Source organism: Streptomyces sp. NPDC006259 (assembly GCF_042870975.1).
Taxonomy (GTDB): domain Bacteria; phylum Actinomycetota; class Actinomycetes; order Streptomycetales; family Streptomycetaceae; genus Streptomyces.
Window position 1 is genome coordinate 46,299 of record NZ_JBIAHY010000006.1, and the last position, 17,610, is coordinate 63,908.

Here is a 17,610-nt window from a genome sequence, read left to right on the forward strand (position 1 = left end):
GGCATGAGCGTGCGCATCGACATCGCGGGGCTGCGGCCGGAGAGGGTCGCGATCGTGCCGTCCCCCCTGGCCGAACTCGGCATGGCGCTGCACGCGTTGTCCGAGCCGGGGCACCATCCGGGCCTCCAGGGCTGGGTGACCAGTGTCACCGCGCGCCTCGACCCGCATCTCGCCGACCGGATGTGCGAGGCCGACTTCCTGTGGCGGACGACGTTCTCGGACCTCTTCATGCCGTTCGCCGGTATTCCGGGTCGCAGCACGCTCCCGCACGGGACGCTCGCCGAGGAGCTGGACCTCCTCGACAAACTGACGGACGAGCAGTTCGTGGACGCGGCCCTGGAGTTCACCTGCGTGATCGCCTACGGCTCCTACGAACCGCTGGCCCTCACCGACGAGCGCGTGCGCCGTCGCGCCCTGGAGGTAGCCGCCTCGCGCGGTCCCCAGCAGGTGCGGTTCACTCAGCGCCTGCTCGACGACCCGCCCAGCGTGCGCGCGTGGCTGCGGCGCTTCCTGGAGGACTGTGAGGAGGCGTTCTTCGCGGAGGTCTGGTCGCGGCTGAGTCACCAGCTGACGGCGGACGCCCGGCACAAGACGGAGCTGCTGCGGCACCGCGGCATGGCGGAGGCGCTGGCCGCGGTGTCCCCCGTCCTGAGCCTGGACGAGGCGGCCGGCCGGATCGAGGTGGACAAGCTCATCGAGGGCCGTACGGTCACCGCGGGCGGCGGACTGCTCCTGGTGCCGACCAGTCTCGGCTGGCCCCATTTCAGCGTGCTGCACCGGAGCGGCTGGCAGCCTGTGCTGCACTACCCCGTCGGCTCCCCCGAGCTGGCGTCGCCGCCGTCGGTCGAACAGCTCACCCTGCGGATGACGGCCCTGGCCCACCCTGTCCGGATGCGGATCTGCCGCCAGCTGGCGCGCAGCGCGTACACCACGAGTGAGCTGGCCCAACTGCACGGCATGACGGCGCCCGAGATATCCCGGCATCTGGCCGTCCTGAAGAAGGCGGGCCTGATGACCACCCGTCGGCGCGGCCGGTACGTGCTGCACCAGCTCGACGTGACGCGGGTGGCCCGGCTGGGCAGCGACTTCCTGGAGGGGATCCTCAGGTAGGGCGTGCCTGTCGGCGGCCGTGTCGACGAGGCGGCGTCAGCCCGGCGAGCGGCCGGGGCCGGCCGAGGGCCTCGCCGCGCGGCGCCTGGCCCGGCGGCGCCGCCACCGGTCGCCGAGTTCCCCCACGACGATCGCGAAGACCGCCGTCGCGGCGCACCCCAGGAGGCTCGGCCGCTGGTCCCCGGTCCGGCCCAGGAGCCAGAAGGCGAGCGTCACCACGGCCCACCATCCGGTCCACCGGGCGAGCGCGGTCGGTCCCAGAGGCGGCTTCATGCCGCCACCGTATCCCTGGGGGTCCGTCCGGCAAGCCCCGTCGGCCGCCGTCGGGTCCCGTCCTCAGTCGAACCGGATGTGCTTCAGGCCCACCCGCGCCTGGCGCAGCCGCGTGCGCAGCGCCCCCTCGGTGTTCGGCCTCAGGGTCAGTCCGGCCAGGACGGCGATGCGGTCGGCGGTCTTCGGCACGCTCGTGTGGTCCGTCCACAGGTGTTCGGCGAACTCCGGCTCGCGCAGCCGCTCCAGACAGTGGTCGAGCCGCTGGACGGCCCAACTCTCCCTGCCCGCGACCGCCTTCTTCCCGGCCACCAACCGCAGAAGGCGTCCGAGGCCCCGCTCCCGCAGCCGCCTCAGCACGGTCTCCCGCTCGGCGAGGAGCGTGAAGTGACGCACGTCGTGGCCCATGTCGCCCAGCCTGCCGACGGTCTCGGCGAAGTGGCGCGGGTCGGTGACCGTCATGGGGGCGATCACTACGCCGTCGTGCTCGCGGAGCGCCAGGTCGAGGACCTCGACGACACCCTGCCGCCAGGACACCAGATCCTGGAAGTCGCCTCGCAGGTCCGGCGGCAGCATGCGGCGCAGCCCGAAGCCGGCGTGTTCGGGGTCGCAGACGACGCTGCCGGGCAGGCGGCGCCGGATCTCGTGTGCGGTCTGTGTCTTGCCGCCCCCGAAGGGACCGTTGATCCACAGGAGCATGCGCCGACCCTAGTGGCCGCCGGGCGCGCGCGGGGCGCGTTCCGCCGTGATCCGTACGCGGCCGAAGGTGCCGTCGGACGTGTCCCCTCAGCCGTGTCCCCTCAGCCGTGTCCCCCGGCCCGCACCAGACCCGTCTCGTAGGCCAGGACCACGACCTGCACCCGGTCGCGCAGCCCCAGCTTCGTCAGGATGCGGCCCACGTGGGTCTTGACGGTCGCCTCGGACAGCACCAGCCGGGCCGCGATCTCCCCGTTGGACAGTCCCTGCGCGACCAGGATCATGACCTCGCGCTCCCGCCCGGTGAGCCGCTCCAGCTCCTTGTGCCGGGGTTCCTTGCCCGCGCTGGGCAGCATCGGCGCGAACCGGTCGAGGAGGCGGCGGGTGGTGGAGGGCGCGACCACCGCGTCGCCGCTGTGCACGGAGCGGATCGCGGTGAGCAGCTCGCCCGGCGGCACGTCCTTCAGCATGAAGCCGGAGGCGCCCGCCTTCAGCCCGGAGAAGGCGTACTCGTCGAGGTCGAAGGTGGTCAGGATCAGCACCTTCGGCGGGTCCGGCTCCGCGCAGATGCGCCGGGTCGCCTCGACGCCGTCCAGTTTCGGCATGCGCACGTCCATCAACACCACGTCGACCGGGGCGGAACGCACCACCTGGAGCGCCTCGACGCCGTCGCCCGCCTCCGCCACGACCTCCATGTCCGGCTGGGCGTCGAGCACCATCCGGAACCCGGTGCGCAGCAGCATCTGGTCGTCGACCAGCATCACGCGGATCGTCATCGAGTCCTCTTCCATGGGTTGTGGCAGGTGCCGACAGAGGGTGTGCGTCGGCGTCAGTGCGCCGGTTTGAGCGGCAGGAGCGCGCTGATGCGGAATCCTCCGCCGGGACGCGGGCCCGCGTCCAGCGTGCCGCCGACCATGCCGACCCGCTCCCGCATCCCGATCAGGCCGTGCCCCTGGCCGTCGGCGCCGCCCTCCTCGTACAGCTCGTGCGGGGCGCCCTTGCCGTCGTCCTCGACCAGCAGGCCGAGACCGTCGTCGAAGTACACCAGGCGCACACTGGCACCGGCGTTCGGCCCCCCGTGCTTACGGGTGTTGGTCAGCGCCTCCTGCACGATCCGGTACGCCGTCAGCTCGACGCCGCTGGGCAGGGGCCGCGGGGTGCCCTCGACCTTGAAGTCCACCGGCAGGCCGGAGCCGCGGCACTGCTGGACGAGGTCATCGATCTGTTCGACGTCGGGCTGCGGGACGTACTCCCCGCCCTCCTGGTGCTCGCCGGTGCGCAGGACGCCCAGCAGGCGGCGCATCTCGGCGAGGGCCTGACGGCCGGTGGAGGAGATCGTCTCCAGCGCCTTCTTCGCCTGGTCGGGCGCCGCGTCGAGGACGTAGGCGGCGCCGTCGGCCTGCACCACCATCACCGACACGTTGTGCGCGACGACGTCGTGCAGCTCGCGCGCGATCCGGGCGCGTTCGGCGGCGACCGCGACCTTCGCCTGCGCCTCGCGCTCCCTCTCCAGGCGGGCCGCGCGCTCCTCCAGCTGGGCGAAGTACGCGCGCCGGGTGCGCACGGAGTCGCCGAGCACCCAGGCGAGCGCGAACGGCACCGTCTGGAACACGACCACGGCGACGGAGCCCGCCACACTGGTCTGCTCGTTCTCCCAGCGGAGCTGGGCCAGGGTGGCGGCGCACAGACCCATGCCCAGCGCGAGTCTCGACGCCCAGCGGGCGCCCGTCGCGGCGACCGTGTAGACGATCACCAGCAGGGCGAAGTCGGCGGCCGTCGTCGCGACGTCCAGCACGAGCTGGGCGAGGCCGAGCGCGCAGGCCAGCAGCAGCATCCGCTCCGGCATGCGCCGCCGCAGCGCCACCACGAGGCCGAGCAGGAGCGCGATCGGCACGAGCAGCGCCAGGGAGTCGGTTCCCTGGTGGTTCCGGCCGGAGGAGGTTCCGGCCACCACAGAGATGCCGACCAGGACGAGGGCCCAGAAGCCGTCGACCCAGGTCGGGTGTCTGCGGAGAAAATCGTAGAGGCGCTGCACGTAACCCAGAGTAGGGAAGCAAGATGCGTGCAGGGGTCAACCGGAGGGCCGATCCGGGCCCGGCGCGCGTACTCCGCAAGGTGGAGACCGTGATCACCTGTACGCCTAGGCTGATCCCATGGTGGAGACGGTGGTCGAGACGATCGGGTGGTCGAAACGGTGACGGGCGTCGTCGGCTGGCGCGGCTGGCGGGCGGCGACGGAGGCCGCCCTGTACGGGCCGCACGGCTTCTACCTGCGTCCCGAGGGTCCGGCCGGGCACTTCCGTACGTCGGTGCACGCTTCTCCGCTCTTCGCCGGGGCCGTGGCCCGGCTGCTGTGCCGGGTCGACGAGGCCCTCGGCCGGCCCGCGTCGCTCGACTTCGTCGACATGGCCGCCGGTCGCGGCGAACTGGTCACCGGCGTGCTCGCCGCGCTCCCCGCCGACGTGGCCGCCCGCACGCGCGCGTACGGCGTCGAGGTCGCCGCCCGTCCGGCGGGCCTCGCCCCCCGAATCACCTGGCTGCCCGAGCCTCCGCCGCAGGTCACCGGCCTGTTGTTCGCCAACGAGTGGCTCGACAACGTGCCGCTGGAGGTCGCCGAGGTCGACTCCGGGGGTGTACCGAGGCTGGTCCTGGTCCGGGACGACGGGGCCGAGCGGCTCGGCGAGCCGGTGTCGGGGGCGGAGGCGGAGTGGCTCGCGCGGTGGTGGCCGCTGCCGGGCGAGGAGGGGCTGCGGGCGGAGATCGGGCTGCCCAGGGACCGCGCCTGGGCCGCCGCCGTCTCCCGTGTCGCACGAGGGCTCGCGGTGGCCGTGGACTACGCCCACACGGCGGCGGCGCGCCCTCCGTTCGGCACCCTCACCGGCTTCCGGGACGGCCGTGAGACCTCACCGGTCCCGGACGGCACATGCGACATCACGGCACATGTGGCACTTGATGCGTGTGCGGAGGCGTGCACCCCGGCGCACACGCCCCAGCGCCCGCTCGTCCTGAGCCAACGCGCCGCCCTGCGCGCCCTCGGGGTGGCGGGCGTCCGCCCGTCGCTCACGCTCGCCTCCACCGACCCTGCCGCGTACGTGCGTGCCCTCGCCGGCGCCGGGGAGGCGGCCGAACTCACCGCGAAGGAGGGGCTGGGGGACTTCGGCTGGCTGCTGCGGCCGGTGGGGATCCCCCACCCGCTCGACCCGCGCCCCGCAGCCCCCGGGTGATCCGCGCGGCCTACTTGTCGATGTCCCCGACGACGAAGAACAGCGACCCCAGGATCGCCACCATGTCCGCGACCAGCGTGCCGGGCAGCAGCTCGGCGAGCGCCTGGATGTTGTTGTACGAGGCCGACCGCAGCTTCAGCCGGTACGGCGTCTTCTCGCCCTTGCTGACGAGGTAGTAGCCGTTGATGCCGAGGGGGTTCTCGGTCCACGCGTACGTGTGCCCCTCGGGCGCCTTGAGGACCTTCGGGAGCCGCTGGTTGATCGGACCGGGCGGCAGGTCGCCGAGGCGGTCCAGGCAGGCGTCCGCGAGGTCGAGCGCGTTGTGCGTCTGCTCCAGGAGGCACTCGAAGCGGGCGAGACAGTCGCCCTCGGTCCGGCTCACCACCTTCAGGGTGTCCTGGAGGTCGCCGTAGGCGAGGTAGGGCTCGTCGCGGCGCAGGTCGAAGTCGACGCCGGAGGCGCGCGCGATCGGCCCGCTCACGCCGTACGCGTGCACGGCCGCCGCGGTGAGGGTGCCGACGCCGCGCGTGCGGCCCCGGAAGATCTCGTTGCCGAGCACGAGGTCGTCGTAGACGTCCATGCGCGACCGCACGGCGGCGACGGCCGCCCGCGCGCGGGACGCCCAGCCGGCCGGCAGGTCCTCCTTGAGGCCGCCGACGCGGTTGAACATGTAGTGCATGCGCCCGCCGGAGACCTCCTCCATGACGTTCTGGAGCACCTCGCGCTCGCGGAAGGCGTAGAAGACCGGCGTGATCCCGCCCAGCTCCAAGGGGTACGACCCCAGGAACATCAGGTGGTTGAGCACCCGGTTCAGCTCCGCGAGGAGGGTCCGCGTCCACACCGCGCGCGGGGGAACCTCCATGCCGAGCATCCGCTCCACGGCGAGGACCACGCCCAGCTCGTTCGAGAAGGCCGACAGCCAGTCGTGGCGGTTGGCCAGCATGATGATCTGGCGGTAGTCGCGGGCCTCGAACAGTTTCTCCGCGCCGCGGTGCATGTAGCCGATCACGGGCTCCGCGTGCCGGATGCGCTCGCCGTCCAGCACGAGCCTGAGCCGCAGCACGCCGTGCGTGGAGGGGTGCTGGGGGCCGATGTTGAGCACCATGTCGGTGTTCTCCGCGGCACCGCCGATCCCGACCGTGGTCTCCGTCGTAGGAGTCATGGACCCAGTCTCCCCTACGTACGCTGGCCGCATGGAAACGGGGACCGCGGCGGACGCGGGGACGACGCCGGAGGCCGAGCCGCGGTGGACGGGGCTGCCGCCGGGGCTGCTGCGCATGAGGAGACTGTTGCTGGTGGTGTGGCTGGGGTCGGCCGCCGTGGCCGCCGGGGTGCTGCTCGGCCTGTTCGCCGGCCCGGCCTGGGCGGCCTTCGCGCTGCTTCCCCTGGCGGGCATCGGCTGGGGCTGGATCGGGCTCGGGCGCAACTGGCGCTCCTGGCGGTACGCCGAGCGCGCGGACGACCTGCTGATCAGCCGGGGCGTGCTGTGGCGCGAGGAGACGGTCGTGCCGTACGGGCGGATGCAGCTCGTGGAGGTGACCTCCGGTCCCGTCGAGCGGCACTTCGGGCTGGCCAGCGTGCAGCTGCACACCGCGGCCGCGGCGACCGACGCGACGATCCCGGGCCTGGACCCGGCCGAGGCCGAACGGCTGCGCGACCGGCTGACCGCGCTGGGCGAGGCGCGATCGGCGGGGCTGTGACGTCGCCGGGCGTCGAGGACGGCGTACGCCCGGAGCGGGTCGTCGTCGAACGCCGGCTGCATCCCGTGACGCCGTTCAGGCGGGCGTGGGCGCCCGTCGCCGTGGTCGTCGGATGGGCCGCACACGATCCGAACCAGGCGCAGGAGCAGTTGACGCGGCTGACCACGACGACCCTGCTCATCGCGGTCGCGGTGGTGGTGCCGGCGTCCTCGCTCTACGGGTTCCTGTCCTGGTGGTTCACGCACTTCTCGGTGACGGACAGCGAACTGCGCATCCGCACCGGCCTGTTGTTCCGGCGCACGGCGCACATCCGGCTCGAGCGGCTCCAGGCGGTCGACGTCACCCAGCCGCTGCTCGCCCGGATCGCGGGCGTCGCGAAGCTCCGCCTCGACGTCGTCGGCGCCGACAAGAAGGACGAACTGGCCTTCCTGGGTGAGTCGCAGGCACGTGCCCTGCGCGCGGAGCTGCTGGCGCGCGCGGCGGGCTTCGCGCCCGAGACCGCCCATGAGGTGGGCGAGGCGCCCGCGCGCGAACTGCTGCGGGTGCCGGCGCGCGAACTGGCGATCGCGCTGATGCTGACCGGCGCGACCTGGGGCGCGCTCGCCGCCGCGCTCGTCGTGCCCCCGGTCCTGTGGCTCGCCACCCACAGCGTGTGGACGGTCCTCGCCACCGGCGTGCCACTGCTGGGCGCGGCGGCCGCGAGAAGCGCGGGCCGGTTCCTCGGCGAGTACGACTGGACGGTCGGCGAGTCGCCGGACGGACTGCGGATCGACCACGGCCTGCTCGACCGCACGCACGAGACCGTGCCGCCCGGCCGCGTGCAGACCGTACGCGTCGTCGAACCGCTGCTGTGGCGGCGGCGCGGCTGGGTGCGGGTCGAGCTGGACGTGGCCGGCTCGGCCAACTCCGTCCTCGTGCCGGTCGCCCCGCGCGCGGCGGCCGAGGCCGTCGTCGCGCGCGTGCTGCCCGGCGCGCGGGTGCCCCCGACGGCCGCCCTGTCCCGGCCGCCGCGCCGGGCCGGCCGATGCGTCCCGCTGTGGTGGCGCGGCTACGGCATCGCCGTCGCGGACACGGTGTTCATCGCCCGGCACGGGGTGCTGCGCCGTAGCGTGGCGCTCGTGCCGCACGCGAAGGTGCAGAGCGTGCGCCTGACGCAGGGGCCCTGGAAGCGGCTCTGGCGGCTCGCCGACGTTCATGTGGACACGGGGGCGAACAAGACGGTGACGGCGCGCCTGCGGGACGCACAGGAGGCGGCGGAGCTGCTGCGGGGCCAGGCGGAGCGCTCCCGGACGGGGCGCCTCGACGCGCGCTCCGACCGGTGGATGGCCTGACCCCCGGCGCATCACTACCGGCACACCGGCACACGGTCATCGCCGTGCGGCCGCGCGGCCGGCCGCACATGCCGCGGCCCGCCGCGCCGCAGAGGGCGTGGCGGGCCGGGCAGGACCGTCGGGAACGGCCGGGAACGGTCGGGAACGGTCGGGAACCGACGATCGTCAGGAGACGGCGCTGCGCAGTGCCTGGACGTCGATCTGCTCGGTCTCGTCGTGCGCGGTCAGGTCGATGACCTGGCCGACGGCGCGCGTGCGCTCGTCGGCCGGCTTGAACTCCGCCTCGGTCTCGGCCTTGTGCAGCGCGAGCGCCTCCTGGCCGACGACATCGGCGAGGTCCTCGTTCTGCACGGCCTCCAGCGCGGCGGACGCCGACTCGTTCTGCGTACCGAAGAAGTCGAAACCGCCCTCCGCCGTGGGACGCCGTACCGGCTGCGCGGCCGGTACGACGGCGACGGCGGTCGGGACCGTGAAGTGGCCGGAGGCGCGCTGCGCGGGGGCACCGGGGCTCGGGACGAGCGCGTCGGTCCCGGCCGTGGTGGCCGGCACGGGCGTCTCCGCGGCCGGTACCGCCTCGGCCTCTTCGACGGGCGCGGTGTCCGCGGTCCCCGTCCGGGCGGTGCGCACCTCCCGGGTGGTCTTCTCCTCCGGGGTGCCGTTCGCCTCGGCGGTCAGGTCGAGCGCGGTCGCGCGCGCGTGCTCGCCGACCGCCTCGGACTTCCCCTCGACCTCGTCCTCCCGCGCGGCCTCCGCGTCGCCGACGGACTCCGCGGGGGCGGCGGCCCGGACGGGCTCGGCCTCGGCGGGCTCGTCGTCCGTCACCGTGCCCCTTCCCGGCTTCGGCTGGTCGGCGTCGAAGCGGGCCAGCGCCGCCTGCGCCCGCAGGAACAGCTTGGAGCCGGAGGGGGAGAAGACCGCGGGGGCCTCCGGCTCGTCCTCCGCACCCTCCTCGGAGGAGGAGGAGGGGTCGGCTGCGGCGTCACGCGGGGCGGCGGGGTCGGCTGCGGCGTCACGCGGGGCTGCGGCGTCATCGGAGGCTGGGGACGAGCCGGAGGCGTCCGTGGCGGCGCTCTCCGGCCTCCCGCCCTCCGCGCCTTCCTCGGCCCGCGCGGTGACGTCCTCGGCCGGTTCCCGGGTCTCGGTGTCGACCCCGCGCGTCCGCGCCGCGTCGTCCTCGGCGGCCCGCGCGGGCGGCAGTGCCAGCGACGGGACCGTGCTCTCTATCTCGAGCAGGCGACGGCCTTCCAGGGCGCTCGCCCGCTCGGTCTCCGCCGTGGCGTAACGGCGCAGCAGCGACGCGTGCTCGTTGCGCAGGCCGGCCAGTTCGGCGCGCTTGGCGCGCAGCCGCTGCTCCAGCTTGACGCGCAGCTCGCGCGACTCCTCGAGGTCGCTCTCCAGTTCGGCGACCCGCTCCTCGTAACGCCACTCGTCGCTCGCCCGCGCGCGCGTGAGGTCGGCCACCTGCTTGCCCGCCTGGATGTCCCAGCGGCGCATGACGAACGCGCTCACGACCGCCGTCGCCGCCGCGGCGGCGGCCAGACCTCGGAGCACCAGTGGCTCCGTGAACACCCAGGGACCGAGGGCACAGACGAGGGAGACGCCTGCGATGGCCGAAGGAGGCAGCAGCCGGTGCAAAGGTGGGGAATGGCGGTGACGTCCACGTGGCATGGCCAGAAACTTACCGCGCGTAGGCGAATGTTGGCGCCCCGCCCCGTAAAAACACCACCGGGCCGAAGTTTTCACGGGTCCTCAGGAAACCGGCCGGTCGTGGAATTCACCGGAAATCAAGATCATTTCCGGTCCGTGCGGCCGTACGGCGACGTCACGGGCCACTCAGCCGCCCACTGATCCACTCCAGGGTCGGCGGAATCTCGCGCCGCCAGGTGTTGAAGTTGTGCCCGCCGCTTTCGAGGATGATCGACGAGATCCTCGTCCGGTGCGTGGCCTTCGCCAGTTCGATGAACTTCAGCGTCGCCTTGTAGTTGGCTTCTCCCACCTTGCTGCTGGTGACGAGCAACGAGGTGTCGGGCGCGGGCCGGTGCTTGAGGAACCACCGGAGATCGGCCTCGTCGCGCCGCGTCCTGTCGCCGTGGAAGAGGTCGCCGGTCGTCGGGTCGCTCGGCGCCTTGTAGTAGGCCGACAGGCCGGCGCCCGCCCCGTAGACCCGGGGATGGTGCATCGCCAGCTTCAGTGCGCAGTAACCGCCCGTGGAGTCCCCGATGACGCCCCAGCTGCCGGGCGCCCTGTTCACCCGGTAATGGGCCGTCACGGCGGCGGGCAGGTCCTTGGCGAAGAAGGACTCGGTCTGCGGTCCTCCGGGGACGTCCACGCACTCGGTGTCCCGTGGCGGCGCGACCGTCGGCCGCATCATCACCAGGATCATCGGCTGCATACGGCCGTCCTCGGCTAGCCCGCGCGCGGTGCGCGGATAGTCCAGCTTGTCCACGAGGGCCTCCGCCGTGCCGGGATACCCCGTGAGGACGACGGCCGCCGGGAACGTACGCGCGCTCTGGCCCGGGTCGAAGTACTCCGGCGGCAGGTACACGAAGGCGGGCGAGGCGATGCGCGTCGTACGGCCGTTGACGGCGACCTTCTGGATCTGGCCGCCGAACTCCGGCCGCCCGCCGCCGCCCTCCACGCGCCGGGTGTCGAGCACCCGCAGCGGTCCGTCGCCCGCGTGGTCGACGACGACGCCCTGCTCGGTCTCCTGGCCGAACAGGTCCGCCCAGCTGGCGTAGAACCCGAAGGCCTGGTTCGCGGCGAGCCCCACGGACGCGAAGAGGGCCAACTGGGTGGCCAGCAGCAGGGCGACGCGCGCGACGACGGCCCGCCAGCCGCGCCGGGCCAGGCGCGGCCACTGCCAGACCGTGCCGACGAACAGCAGTACGGCGGACAGGACCGCCATCAGCAGCACTGTTGTGCTCGTGAGACCCATCGGTGTTCCTGCCTGCGCTCTCCGTCCGGGTTCCCGTGACCCCCGCTCCCCGCGAGGGCTTGCCCCGAACTTTCCCTTGCCTTTTCGGCGGCTTTGAAGAGATGAGTGAACCTCTCCCCCCGAGACACCGTCCTAGAGGGCGCAATGTCGCCGGATGCCCGATCGGCACCGGATTTCAGAGACTCTCGTGGAACTACGGGTTGCGATGTCTGTCAGGGAAGATGGGGAAATGTCGGTCGGGGTTCCGAATCGATCAAGTCGGGTGCGGAAGCTGATCAGGGGGCCGCGCCCCGAGGCCGTGCCCGCCCTCGTCGGCCGGGCCTGTGCCCTCGTGGGTCTGCTGGACGTCGCCGCCGGAGTCTTCCCGCGGTTCCGCCACAGCCGTATGCACACCATGGCCGAGGTGCTCCCCGGCGCGTTCGGCCCGTTCGCCGCGGCGTTGTCGCTGAGCGCCGGCGTCCTGCTGCTGCTCCTCGCGCACGGCCTCAAGCGCAGCAAGCGGCGCGCCTGGCGCGCGGCGGTCGCCCTGCTGCCGGCCGGTGCCGTCGCGCAGTTCACCTATCGGCACTCGCTCGTCGGAGCGCTGATCTCGGTCGCCCTCCTGGTGCCCCTGCTGCGCCACCGCGACCAGTTCGCGGCTCTGCCCGACCCGCGCAGCCGCTGGCGCGCGCTGGCCAACTTCGTCCTCATGGGCGCCGGTTCCCTCGGTCTGGGTCTCGTCATCGTCAGCGCCCACCCGCGGCGCATGGTCGGCGACCCGAGCCTGGCCGACCGCATCTCGCACGTCCTGTACGGCCTCTTCGGCTTCGAGGGCCCGGTCGACTACCAGGGCAACACCTCCTGGACGGTCGCCTTCTCCCTGGGCGCCCTCGGCCTGCTCACCGCCATCACCACCGTCTACCTCGCCTTCCGTCCGGAGCATCCGGCCGCACGCCTCACCGAGGAGGACGAGGTCCGGCTGCGCGCCCTGCTGGCCAAGCACGGCCGCCGGGACTCGCTCGGCCACTTCGCGCTGCGCCGCGACAAGGCCGTCGTCTTCTCCCCCAGCGGCAAGGCGGCCGTGACCTACCGCGTCGTCTCCGGCGTGATGCTGGCCAGCGGCGACCCCATCGGCGACGTCGAGGCCTGGCCCGGCGCCATCGAGCGCTTCATGGACGAGGCCAAGGCCCACTCGTGGACGCCCGCCGTCATGGGCTGCTCGGAGACCGGCGGTGAGGTGTGGACCCGCGAGACCGGGTTGGACGCGCTGGAACTGGGCGACGAGGCGGTGGTGGACGTCGCGGATTTCTCGCTGGCCGGCCGCGCGATGCGCAACGTGCGCCAGATGGTCAAGCGCATCGAACGCGCCGGTTACGAAACCCGGGTCCGACGTGTCCGTGACCTCGGCGACACCGAACTCGAGCGCATCCGGCTCGCCGCGGAGGACTGGCGCGGCACCGACACCGAGCGCGGATTCTCCATGGCGCTCGGCCGCATCGGCGACCCCACCGACGGGGACTGCCTGATCGCCACCGCCCACAAGGCCGACGCCGAGCCGGGCCCCTACGGCGACCTCAAGGCGATCCTGCACTTCGTGCCCTGGGGCCCGGACGGGGCCTCCCTGGACCTGATGCGGCGCGACCGCTCCGCCGACCCCGGCATGAACGAGCTCCTCATCGTCGCCGCGCTCCAGGCCGCCCCCAAGTTCGACATCGCGCGCGTGTCACTCAACTTCGCGATGTTCCGCTCGGCACTGGCCCGGGGCGAGAAGATCGGCGCCGGCCCCGTGCTGCGCGCCTGGCGCGGACTGCTGGTCTTCCTCTCCCGCTGGTTCCAGATCGAGTCGCTGTACAAGTTCAACGCCAAGTTCCAGCCCCGCTGGGAGCCCCGCTTCGTCGTCTACCGCGCCTCGGGAGACCTGCCCCGCATCGGCTTCGCCGCCATGCAGGCGGAGGGCTTCGTCAACCTGGCCCTGCCGCTGCCGCGCTTCCTGCGCCGCCGTCCGTCCGCGGCACGCGCGTGTGCCCACACCAGGGTCGAGCACACGGTGACCGACAGAGATGTGCGGGCGGCCTAGGCGTGCTGTCCCGGCACGTCGGTGACACGGGGGCCGGACAGCGGCCCGACCCCCTCGGTCCTGGGGTTCCCGCCCGGGCCGCCCGGCACGGCGGTCCACCGCTGGGCCTAGGCTGAACGTATGAGCAAGCAGAGCGGACGAGGGCGTGTCGTCGGCCTTCCGGACTGGGACCGCTGCGCGGTCATGGGGGTCGTCAACGTGACCCCCGACTCCTTCTCCGACGGCGGCCGCTGGTTCGACACGACGGCCGCCGTGAAGCACGGACTCGCGCTGGTCGCCGAGGGTGCCGACCTGGTCGACGTCGGCGGCGAGTCCACCCGGCCCGGCGCCACCCGTGTCGACGAGGCCGAGGAACTGCGGCGGGTCATCCCCGTCGTGCGCGGCCTCGCCTCCGAAGGCGTCGTCGTCTCCGTCGACACCATGCGCGCCTCCGTCGCCGCCCGGGCCCTCGCCGCGGGCGCCGCCCTGGTCAACGACGTCAGCGGCGGCCTCGCCGACCGGGAGATGATTCCGGTCGTCGCCGACGCGGGCGCCCCCTTCGTCGTCATGCACTGGCGCGGCTTCCTGGAGGGCGGCAACGTCAAGGGCGTCTACGACGACGTCGTCCGCGAAGTCGTCGACGAACTGCACGCGCGCGTGGACGCCGTCCTGGCAGGCGGCATCGCGCCGGACCGGGTGGTCGTCGACCCGGGTCTGGGCTTCTCCAAGGAGGCCGGCCACGACCTCTCCCTGCTCGCCCGCCTCGACCGGCTGCACGGCCTGGGCCACCCGCTGCTCGTCGCCGCGTCCCGCAAGCGATTCCTCGGCCGGGTCCTGGCCGGCCCGGAGGGTGCGCCCCCGCCCGCGCGCGAGCGGGACGCCGCCACGGCCGCCGTCTCCGCCCTCGCCGCGCAGGCCGGCGCGTGGGCCGTACGGGTGCACGAGGTGCGCGCGACGGCGGACGCCGTCCGCGTCGCGCGCGCCGTGGAAGGAGCGCGTGAGGGTGGCCACGCGCCGGGCGCGCTCGGTTCGCGCCGGGCGCCCTCCGCCCCGTACACACCTCGCACGCCCGCACCTCACGTGCACACACCGCACACGCCCGCACCCGCAGCGGCGACGTCCGGCACGGTGGCCACCGGCCCCACCGACGGGGCGCACGGCACAGCCGACGCGCCGGCCCCGCACGACACCCGCCCCTCGGACATGCCGCACGGCGCAGAAGGAGCCCGGTGAGCGCCCCCCATACCGACGTGGAGCAGGTCGAGGCCGCGAACACGGCCTTCTACGAGGCACTCGAACGGGGTGACTTCGACGAGGTGTCCTCGCTCTGGCTCACCCCCGCCGACCTGGGCGTCGACGAGGAGTTCCACGATCCGGCGGACGTGGGCGTCGTCTCGTGCGTCCATCCGGGATGGCCGGTGCTCACCGGACGCGGTGAGGTGCTGCGCTCGTACGCGCTGATCATGGCGAACACCGACTACATCCAGTTCTTCCTCACCGACGTGCACGTGTCCGTCACCGGCGACACGGCCGTGGTGACCTGCACCGAGAACATTCTCAGCGGTGGCCCCGCCCCGGAGGCCGGTGAGGAGCTGGGGCCTCTCGTGGGTCAGCTCGTGGTCGCCACCAACGTGTTCCGCCGGACCCCGGACGGCTGGAAGCTCTGGTCGCACCACGCGTCCCCGGTCCTGGCGGAGAACACCGAGGACGAGGACGAGGACGAGGAAACCCCCTCCTGAGCGGGTAGACGACCAGCGGGCCGGGTGGGCCGCCGGGAGCAGGAGGTGGTGGGAATCACGCACGCGTGGGCAGGTGCGGGTACGACCCCGCGAGCCACCCGGTTCCCCGGGGTAGACACCCGGTTGATCCTGTCGGCCCCGACCCGGCCGATGCCCCCGTGTCCCGGCCGTGTCACTGCCCGCAGGTAGATTCGTTCGAGGCCGGTGTGCCGCCCGCACACGGTAGGGACCGGCCGTTCCCGACGATTGCAGGAGTGATTCGCGTGGATCGTGTCGCGCTGCGCGGCCTCAAGGCCCGCGGGTACCACGGTGTGTTCCCCAGGGAGCGCGAGGAGGGCCAGACCTTCATCGTGGACCTCGTCCTGGGCCTGGACACCCGTCCGGCCGCGGCCGACGACGACCTGACGAAGACCGTGCACTACGGCATCGTGGCCGAGGAGGTGGTGGCCGTCGTCCAGGGCGAGCCGGTCGACCTCATCGAGACGCTCGCCGAGCGCATCGCCCAGGCCTGTCTGAAGCACGAAGCGGTCCAGGAGGTCGAGGTCTGCGTCCACAAGCCGGACGCGCCGATCACGGTTCCCTTCGACGACGTGACCGTCACCATCACCCGGAGCCGAGTATGACCGCGTTCTTCACCGGGGGTCAGAGCGACCCGACCGTCCAGCCGGTGCCCGCCTCCGTCGTCGAGCAGGTCGACGCCGCGGACGCCACTCTCCACAACCCGAAGCGGGCCGTGATCTCCATCGGCTCCAACCTCGGCAACCGTCTGGAGACCCTCCAGGGCGCCATCGACGCCCTGGAGGACACGCCGGGCGTGCGCGTGAAGGCCGTCTCCCCGGTGTACGAGACCGAGCCGTGGGGCGTGGAGCCGGGCAGCCAGCCCTCGTACTTCAACGCGGTCGTGGTCCTGAAGACGACACTGCCCCCGTCGTCCCTCCTGGAGCGGGCGCACGCGGTCGAGGAGGCCTTCCACCGCGTCCGGGACGAGCGGTGGGGCGCTCGCACCCTGGACGTCGACATCGTCGCCTACGCCGACGTCGTCTCCGAGGACCCGTCCCTGACCCTGCCCCACCCGCGCGCACACGAACGGGCGTTCGTCCTCGCCCCGTGGCACGACGTCGAGCCCGGCGCCCAGGTGCCCGGCAGGGGCGCCGTCGCCGAGCTGCTCGGCACCGTGACCCGGGACGGCGTGGCCGCCCGCAAGGACCTGGAACTCCGGCTGCCCGAGTAGTCGTTAAGGTCAGGACGACGACCGTTCCCCGGCCACGCGCCGTGGAGCCCGGGGGAATCGAAGGGACACCGTGAGAGAGCTGCGCATCAGGATGCTGGTCGGCGTCTTCGCCGTCGCGGGCGTGCTGTCGTGGGCGGGCGCCCGCCTCTGGAACTCGATCGGGACCCTGCCCAGCGTTCCGTTGGCCGCGCCCATCGTCCTCGCCGTGATCGCCGTGGTGCTGCTGGCCACGGCGCTCTCCATCCGTTCCCGCCTCAAGGCACAGCGCGAGCGGCGTCCGGAGGCCAAGGGCGTCGATCCCCTGATGGCGGCCCGCGCGGTCGTCTTCGGCCAGGCCAGCGCGCTCGTCGCCGCCCTCGTCGCCGGCATGTACGGCGGTACGGGAGCCTTCCTGCTGGAGTCGCTCGACATCCCGGCCCGCCGCGACCAGGCGATCTACGCCGGCTTCTCGGTCCTGGCGGGCGTCGGTGTCATAGCGGCGGCCATCTTCCTGGAGCGGGTCTGCAAGCTCCCCGAGGACGACGACGACAACTCGGGAGCGGCGTCGGCGGCGTGAAGCCGTCGCACCGCCTCACCGCCCTCAGGCCCGCCGGCCTCAGCAGCTCGTTCTGAGCCCTGTCAGCGCGCCATGATCAGGCTCATCGCCTCGTTGCGCGTCGCCGCGTCCCGCAGCTGTCCGCGCACCGCCGACGTGAGGGTCTTGGCGCCGGGCTTGCGGATGCCGCGCATGGACATGCACATGTGTTCGCACTCCACGACGACGATGACTCCGCGCGGTTCCAGGATCTCCATCAGGGAATCCGCGATCTGCGTGGTGAGACGTTCCTGCACCTGCGGGCGTCGGGCGTAGACGTCCACCAGCCGGGCCAGCTTGGACAGGCCGGTGATCTTTCCGCTGGTGGCCGGGATGTACCCGACGTGGGCGACCCCGCGGAACGGCACCAGGTGATGCTCACAGGTGCTGTAGACCTCGATGTCCTTCACGAGCACCATCTCGTCGTGCCCCAGGTCGAACGTCGTCGTCAGCACGTCCTCTGGCTGCTGCCACAGCCCCGCGAATATCTCCCGGTAGGCACGGGCCACCCGTCCGGGCGTCTCCCGCAGCCCCTCCCGGTCAGGGTTCTCGCCGACCGCGATCAGCAGTTCGCGTACGGCGTTCTCGGCCCGCTTCTCGTCGAACTCGCCGATGGGGACCTCGCCGTTCAGCGTCACGGGGTCGGTCATTCTGGTGCCTCGTTCCTGTACGGGTCGCGTGTGGATCACGCGTGCATGGGCGGCCATAACCGACATGCCGCGCCCCCCAGGCTAGAACCTGGGGGGCGCGGCATGCATTCCGGGCC

Annotated in this window: 16 protein-coding genes and 2 pseudogenes; 10 read left to right on the forward strand and 8 right to left on the reverse strand. The window is 72.8% G+C overall.

From position 1 onward, the window contains the following. Window positions 1–3: 3 nt before the first annotated feature. A complete protein-coding gene (locus ACFYO5_RS24720; protein ID WP_356560544.1) occupies window positions 4–1,110 on the forward strand; it encodes a DUF5937 family protein in 1,107 nt (368 codons plus the stop codon). Between the two features lie 36 nt (window positions 1,111–1,146). Here the strand turns inward: ACFYO5_RS24720 and ACFYO5_RS24725 are convergent, their stop codons facing one another. The 4 genes from ACFYO5_RS24725 to ACFYO5_RS24740 form a co-directional block, all read right to left on the reverse strand. Further along, window positions 1,147–1,383, reverse strand: coding sequence for a hypothetical protein (locus ACFYO5_RS24725; RefSeq protein ID WP_388712430.1), 237 nt, complete (start codon window positions 1,381–1,383; stop codon window positions 1,147–1,149). Between the two features lie 63 nt (window positions 1,384–1,446). Then, complete coding sequence (locus ACFYO5_RS24730; RefSeq protein WP_388712433.1) at window positions 1,447–2,079, reverse strand: AAA family ATPase; 633 nt, start codon at window positions 2,077–2,079, stop codon at window positions 1,447–1,449. 101 nt (window positions 2,080–2,180) lie between these two features. After that, complete coding sequence (locus ACFYO5_RS24735; RefSeq protein ID WP_356560549.1) at window positions 2,181–2,852, reverse strand: response regulator transcription factor; 672 nt, start codon at window positions 2,850–2,852, stop codon at window positions 2,181–2,183. A 53-nt stretch (window positions 2,853–2,905) separates the two neighbouring features. Further along, window positions 2,906–4,111 (reverse strand): sensor histidine kinase, encoded by a 1,206-nt coding sequence (locus ACFYO5_RS24740; RefSeq protein WP_388712438.1) that lies wholly within the window; start codon window positions 4,109–4,111, stop codon window positions 2,906–2,908. Window positions 4,112–4,270: 159 nt separating this feature from the next. Here ACFYO5_RS24740 and ACFYO5_RS24745 point away from each other — a divergent pair. After that, window positions 4,271–5,275 (forward strand): annotated as a pseudogene (locus ACFYO5_RS24745) (SAM-dependent methyltransferase); the annotation flags it as partial. A gap of 34 nt (window positions 5,276–5,309) precedes the next feature. Here the strand turns inward: ACFYO5_RS24745 and ACFYO5_RS24750 are convergent. Further along, window positions 5,310–6,461: an NADH-quinone oxidoreductase subunit D gene (locus tag ACFYO5_RS24750; RefSeq protein WP_388712441.1), complete on the reverse strand. Its 1,152-nt coding sequence runs from the start codon at window positions 6,459–6,461 to the stop codon at window positions 5,310–5,312. Between the two features lie 31 nt (window positions 6,462–6,492). On the opposite strand from ACFYO5_RS24750, the gene ACFYO5_RS24755 reads away from it, so the two are divergent. Together ACFYO5_RS24755 and ACFYO5_RS24760 are read left to right on the forward strand one after the other, a co-directional pair. Then, window positions 6,493–6,999, forward strand: coding sequence for a PH domain-containing protein (locus ACFYO5_RS24755; RefSeq protein WP_356560556.1), 507 nt, complete (start codon window positions 6,493–6,495; stop codon window positions 6,997–6,999). Further along, complete coding sequence (locus ACFYO5_RS24760; RefSeq protein WP_388712444.1) at window positions 6,996–8,330, forward strand: PH domain-containing protein; 1,335 nt, start codon at window positions 6,996–6,998, stop codon at window positions 8,328–8,330. Before ACFYO5_RS24755 ends, ACFYO5_RS24760 begins: the two co-directional genes overlap by 4 nt. Window positions 8,331–8,495: 165 nt before the next feature. Here ACFYO5_RS24760 and ACFYO5_RS24765 read toward each other — a convergent pair whose 3' ends face one another. Beyond that, on the reverse strand, window positions 8,496–9,998 hold the full coding sequence (locus tag ACFYO5_RS24765) for a hypothetical protein (protein ID WP_388712447.1): 1,503 nt from the start codon (window positions 9,996–9,998) through the stop codon (window positions 8,496–8,498). A 154-nt stretch (window positions 9,999–10,152) separates the two neighbouring features. After that, window positions 10,153–11,265, reverse strand: a complete 1,113-nt coding sequence (locus ACFYO5_RS24770) for an alpha/beta hydrolase-fold protein (RefSeq protein ID WP_356560562.1) — start codon at window positions 11,263–11,265, stop codon at window positions 10,153–10,155. A gap of 229 nt (window positions 11,266–11,494) precedes the next feature. Between ACFYO5_RS24770 and ACFYO5_RS24775 the strand changes: the two genes are divergently transcribed. From ACFYO5_RS24775 to ACFYO5_RS24800, 6 genes and pseudogenes are all read left to right on the forward strand, one after another. Continuing rightward, window positions 11,495–13,321, forward strand: coding sequence for a phosphatidylglycerol lysyltransferase domain-containing protein (locus tag ACFYO5_RS24775; RefSeq protein WP_356560564.1), 1,827 nt, complete (start codon window positions 11,495–11,497; stop codon window positions 13,319–13,321). 120 nt (window positions 13,322–13,441) lie between these two features. Further along, a pseudogene (folP, locus tag ACFYO5_RS24780) lies at window positions 13,442–14,302 on the forward strand (dihydropteroate synthase); the annotation flags it as partial. 227 nt (window positions 14,303–14,529) lie between these two features. After that, the gene (locus ACFYO5_RS24785) at window positions 14,530–15,039 is read left to right on the forward strand and encodes a nuclear transport factor 2 family protein (RefSeq protein ID WP_388712451.1); all 510 of its coding nucleotides are present in this window, start codon (window positions 14,530–14,532) and stop codon (window positions 15,037–15,039) included. A gap of 263 nt (window positions 15,040–15,302) precedes the next feature. Further along, the gene (gene folB, locus ACFYO5_RS24790; RefSeq protein ID WP_356560568.1) at window positions 15,303–15,662 is read left to right on the forward strand and encodes a dihydroneopterin aldolase; all 360 of its coding nucleotides are present in this window, start codon (window positions 15,303–15,305) and stop codon (window positions 15,660–15,662) included. Then, window positions 15,659–16,270: a 2-amino-4-hydroxy-6-hydroxymethyldihydropteridine diphosphokinase gene (folK, locus tag ACFYO5_RS24795; RefSeq protein ID WP_388712454.1), complete on the forward strand. Its 612-nt coding sequence runs from the start codon at window positions 15,659–15,661 to the stop codon at window positions 16,268–16,270. The genes folB and folK overlap by 4 nt, the downstream gene beginning before the upstream one ends. Before the next feature lie 70 nt (window positions 16,271–16,340). Then, window positions 16,341–16,826 carry a DUF3180 domain-containing protein gene (locus tag ACFYO5_RS24800; protein WP_356560572.1) on the forward strand — a complete coding sequence of 162 codons (486 nt, stop codon included), beginning with the start codon at window positions 16,341–16,343 and terminating at the stop codon, window positions 16,824–16,826. A gap of 62 nt (window positions 16,827–16,888) precedes the next feature. Here ACFYO5_RS24800 and folE read toward each other — a convergent pair whose 3' ends face one another. Beyond that, the gene (gene folE / locus ACFYO5_RS24805; RefSeq protein WP_388712458.1) at window positions 16,889–17,494 is read right to left on the reverse strand and encodes a GTP cyclohydrolase I FolE; all 606 of its coding nucleotides are present in this window, start codon (window positions 17,492–17,494) and stop codon (window positions 16,889–16,891) included. Between the last annotated feature and the right edge of the window lie 116 nt (window positions 17,495–17,610).

Bases quoted from the DNA above. Each gene is read 5' to 3' on its own strand.
- ACFYO5_RS24770 (WP_356560562.1), bottom strand. From the start codon at position 11,265: ATGGGTCTCACGAGCACAACAGTGCTGCTGATGGCGGTCCTGTCCGCC.
- ACFYO5_RS24750 (WP_388712441.1), bottom strand. From the start codon at position 6,461: ATGACTCCTACGACGGAGACCACGGTCGGGATCGGCGGTGCCGCGGAG.
- ACFYO5_RS24720 (WP_356560544.1), top strand. From the start codon at position 4: ATGAGCGTGCGCATCGACATCGCGGGGCTGCGGCCGGAGAGGGTCGCG.
- ACFYO5_RS24775 (WP_356560564.1), top strand. From the start codon at position 11,495: ATGTCGGTCGGGGTTCCGAATCGATCAAGTCGGGTGCGGAAGCTGATC.
- folK (WP_388712454.1), top strand. From the start codon at position 15,659: ATGACCGCGTTCTTCACCGGGGGTCAGAGCGACCCGACCGTCCAGCCG.
- ACFYO5_RS24765 (WP_388712447.1), bottom strand. From the start codon at position 9,998: ATGCCACGTGGACGTCACCGCCATTCCCCACCTTTGCACCGGCTGCTG.
- ACFYO5_RS24735 (WP_356560549.1), bottom strand. From the start codon at position 2,852: ATGACGATCCGCGTGATGCTGGTCGACGACCAGATGCTGCTGCGCACC.
- ACFYO5_RS24725 (WP_388712430.1), bottom strand. From the start codon at position 1,383: ATGAAGCCGCCTCTGGGACCGACCGCGCTCGCCCGGTGGACCGGATGG.
- ACFYO5_RS24730 (WP_388712433.1), bottom strand. From the start codon at position 2,079: ATGCTCCTGTGGATCAACGGTCCCTTCGGGGGCGGCAAGACACAGACC.
- folE (WP_388712458.1), bottom strand. From the start codon at position 17,494: ATGACCGACCCCGTGACGCTGAACGGCGAGGTCCCCATCGGCGAGTTC.
- ACFYO5_RS24755 (WP_356560556.1), top strand. From the start codon at position 6,493: ATGGAAACGGGGACCGCGGCGGACGCGGGGACGACGCCGGAGGCCGAG.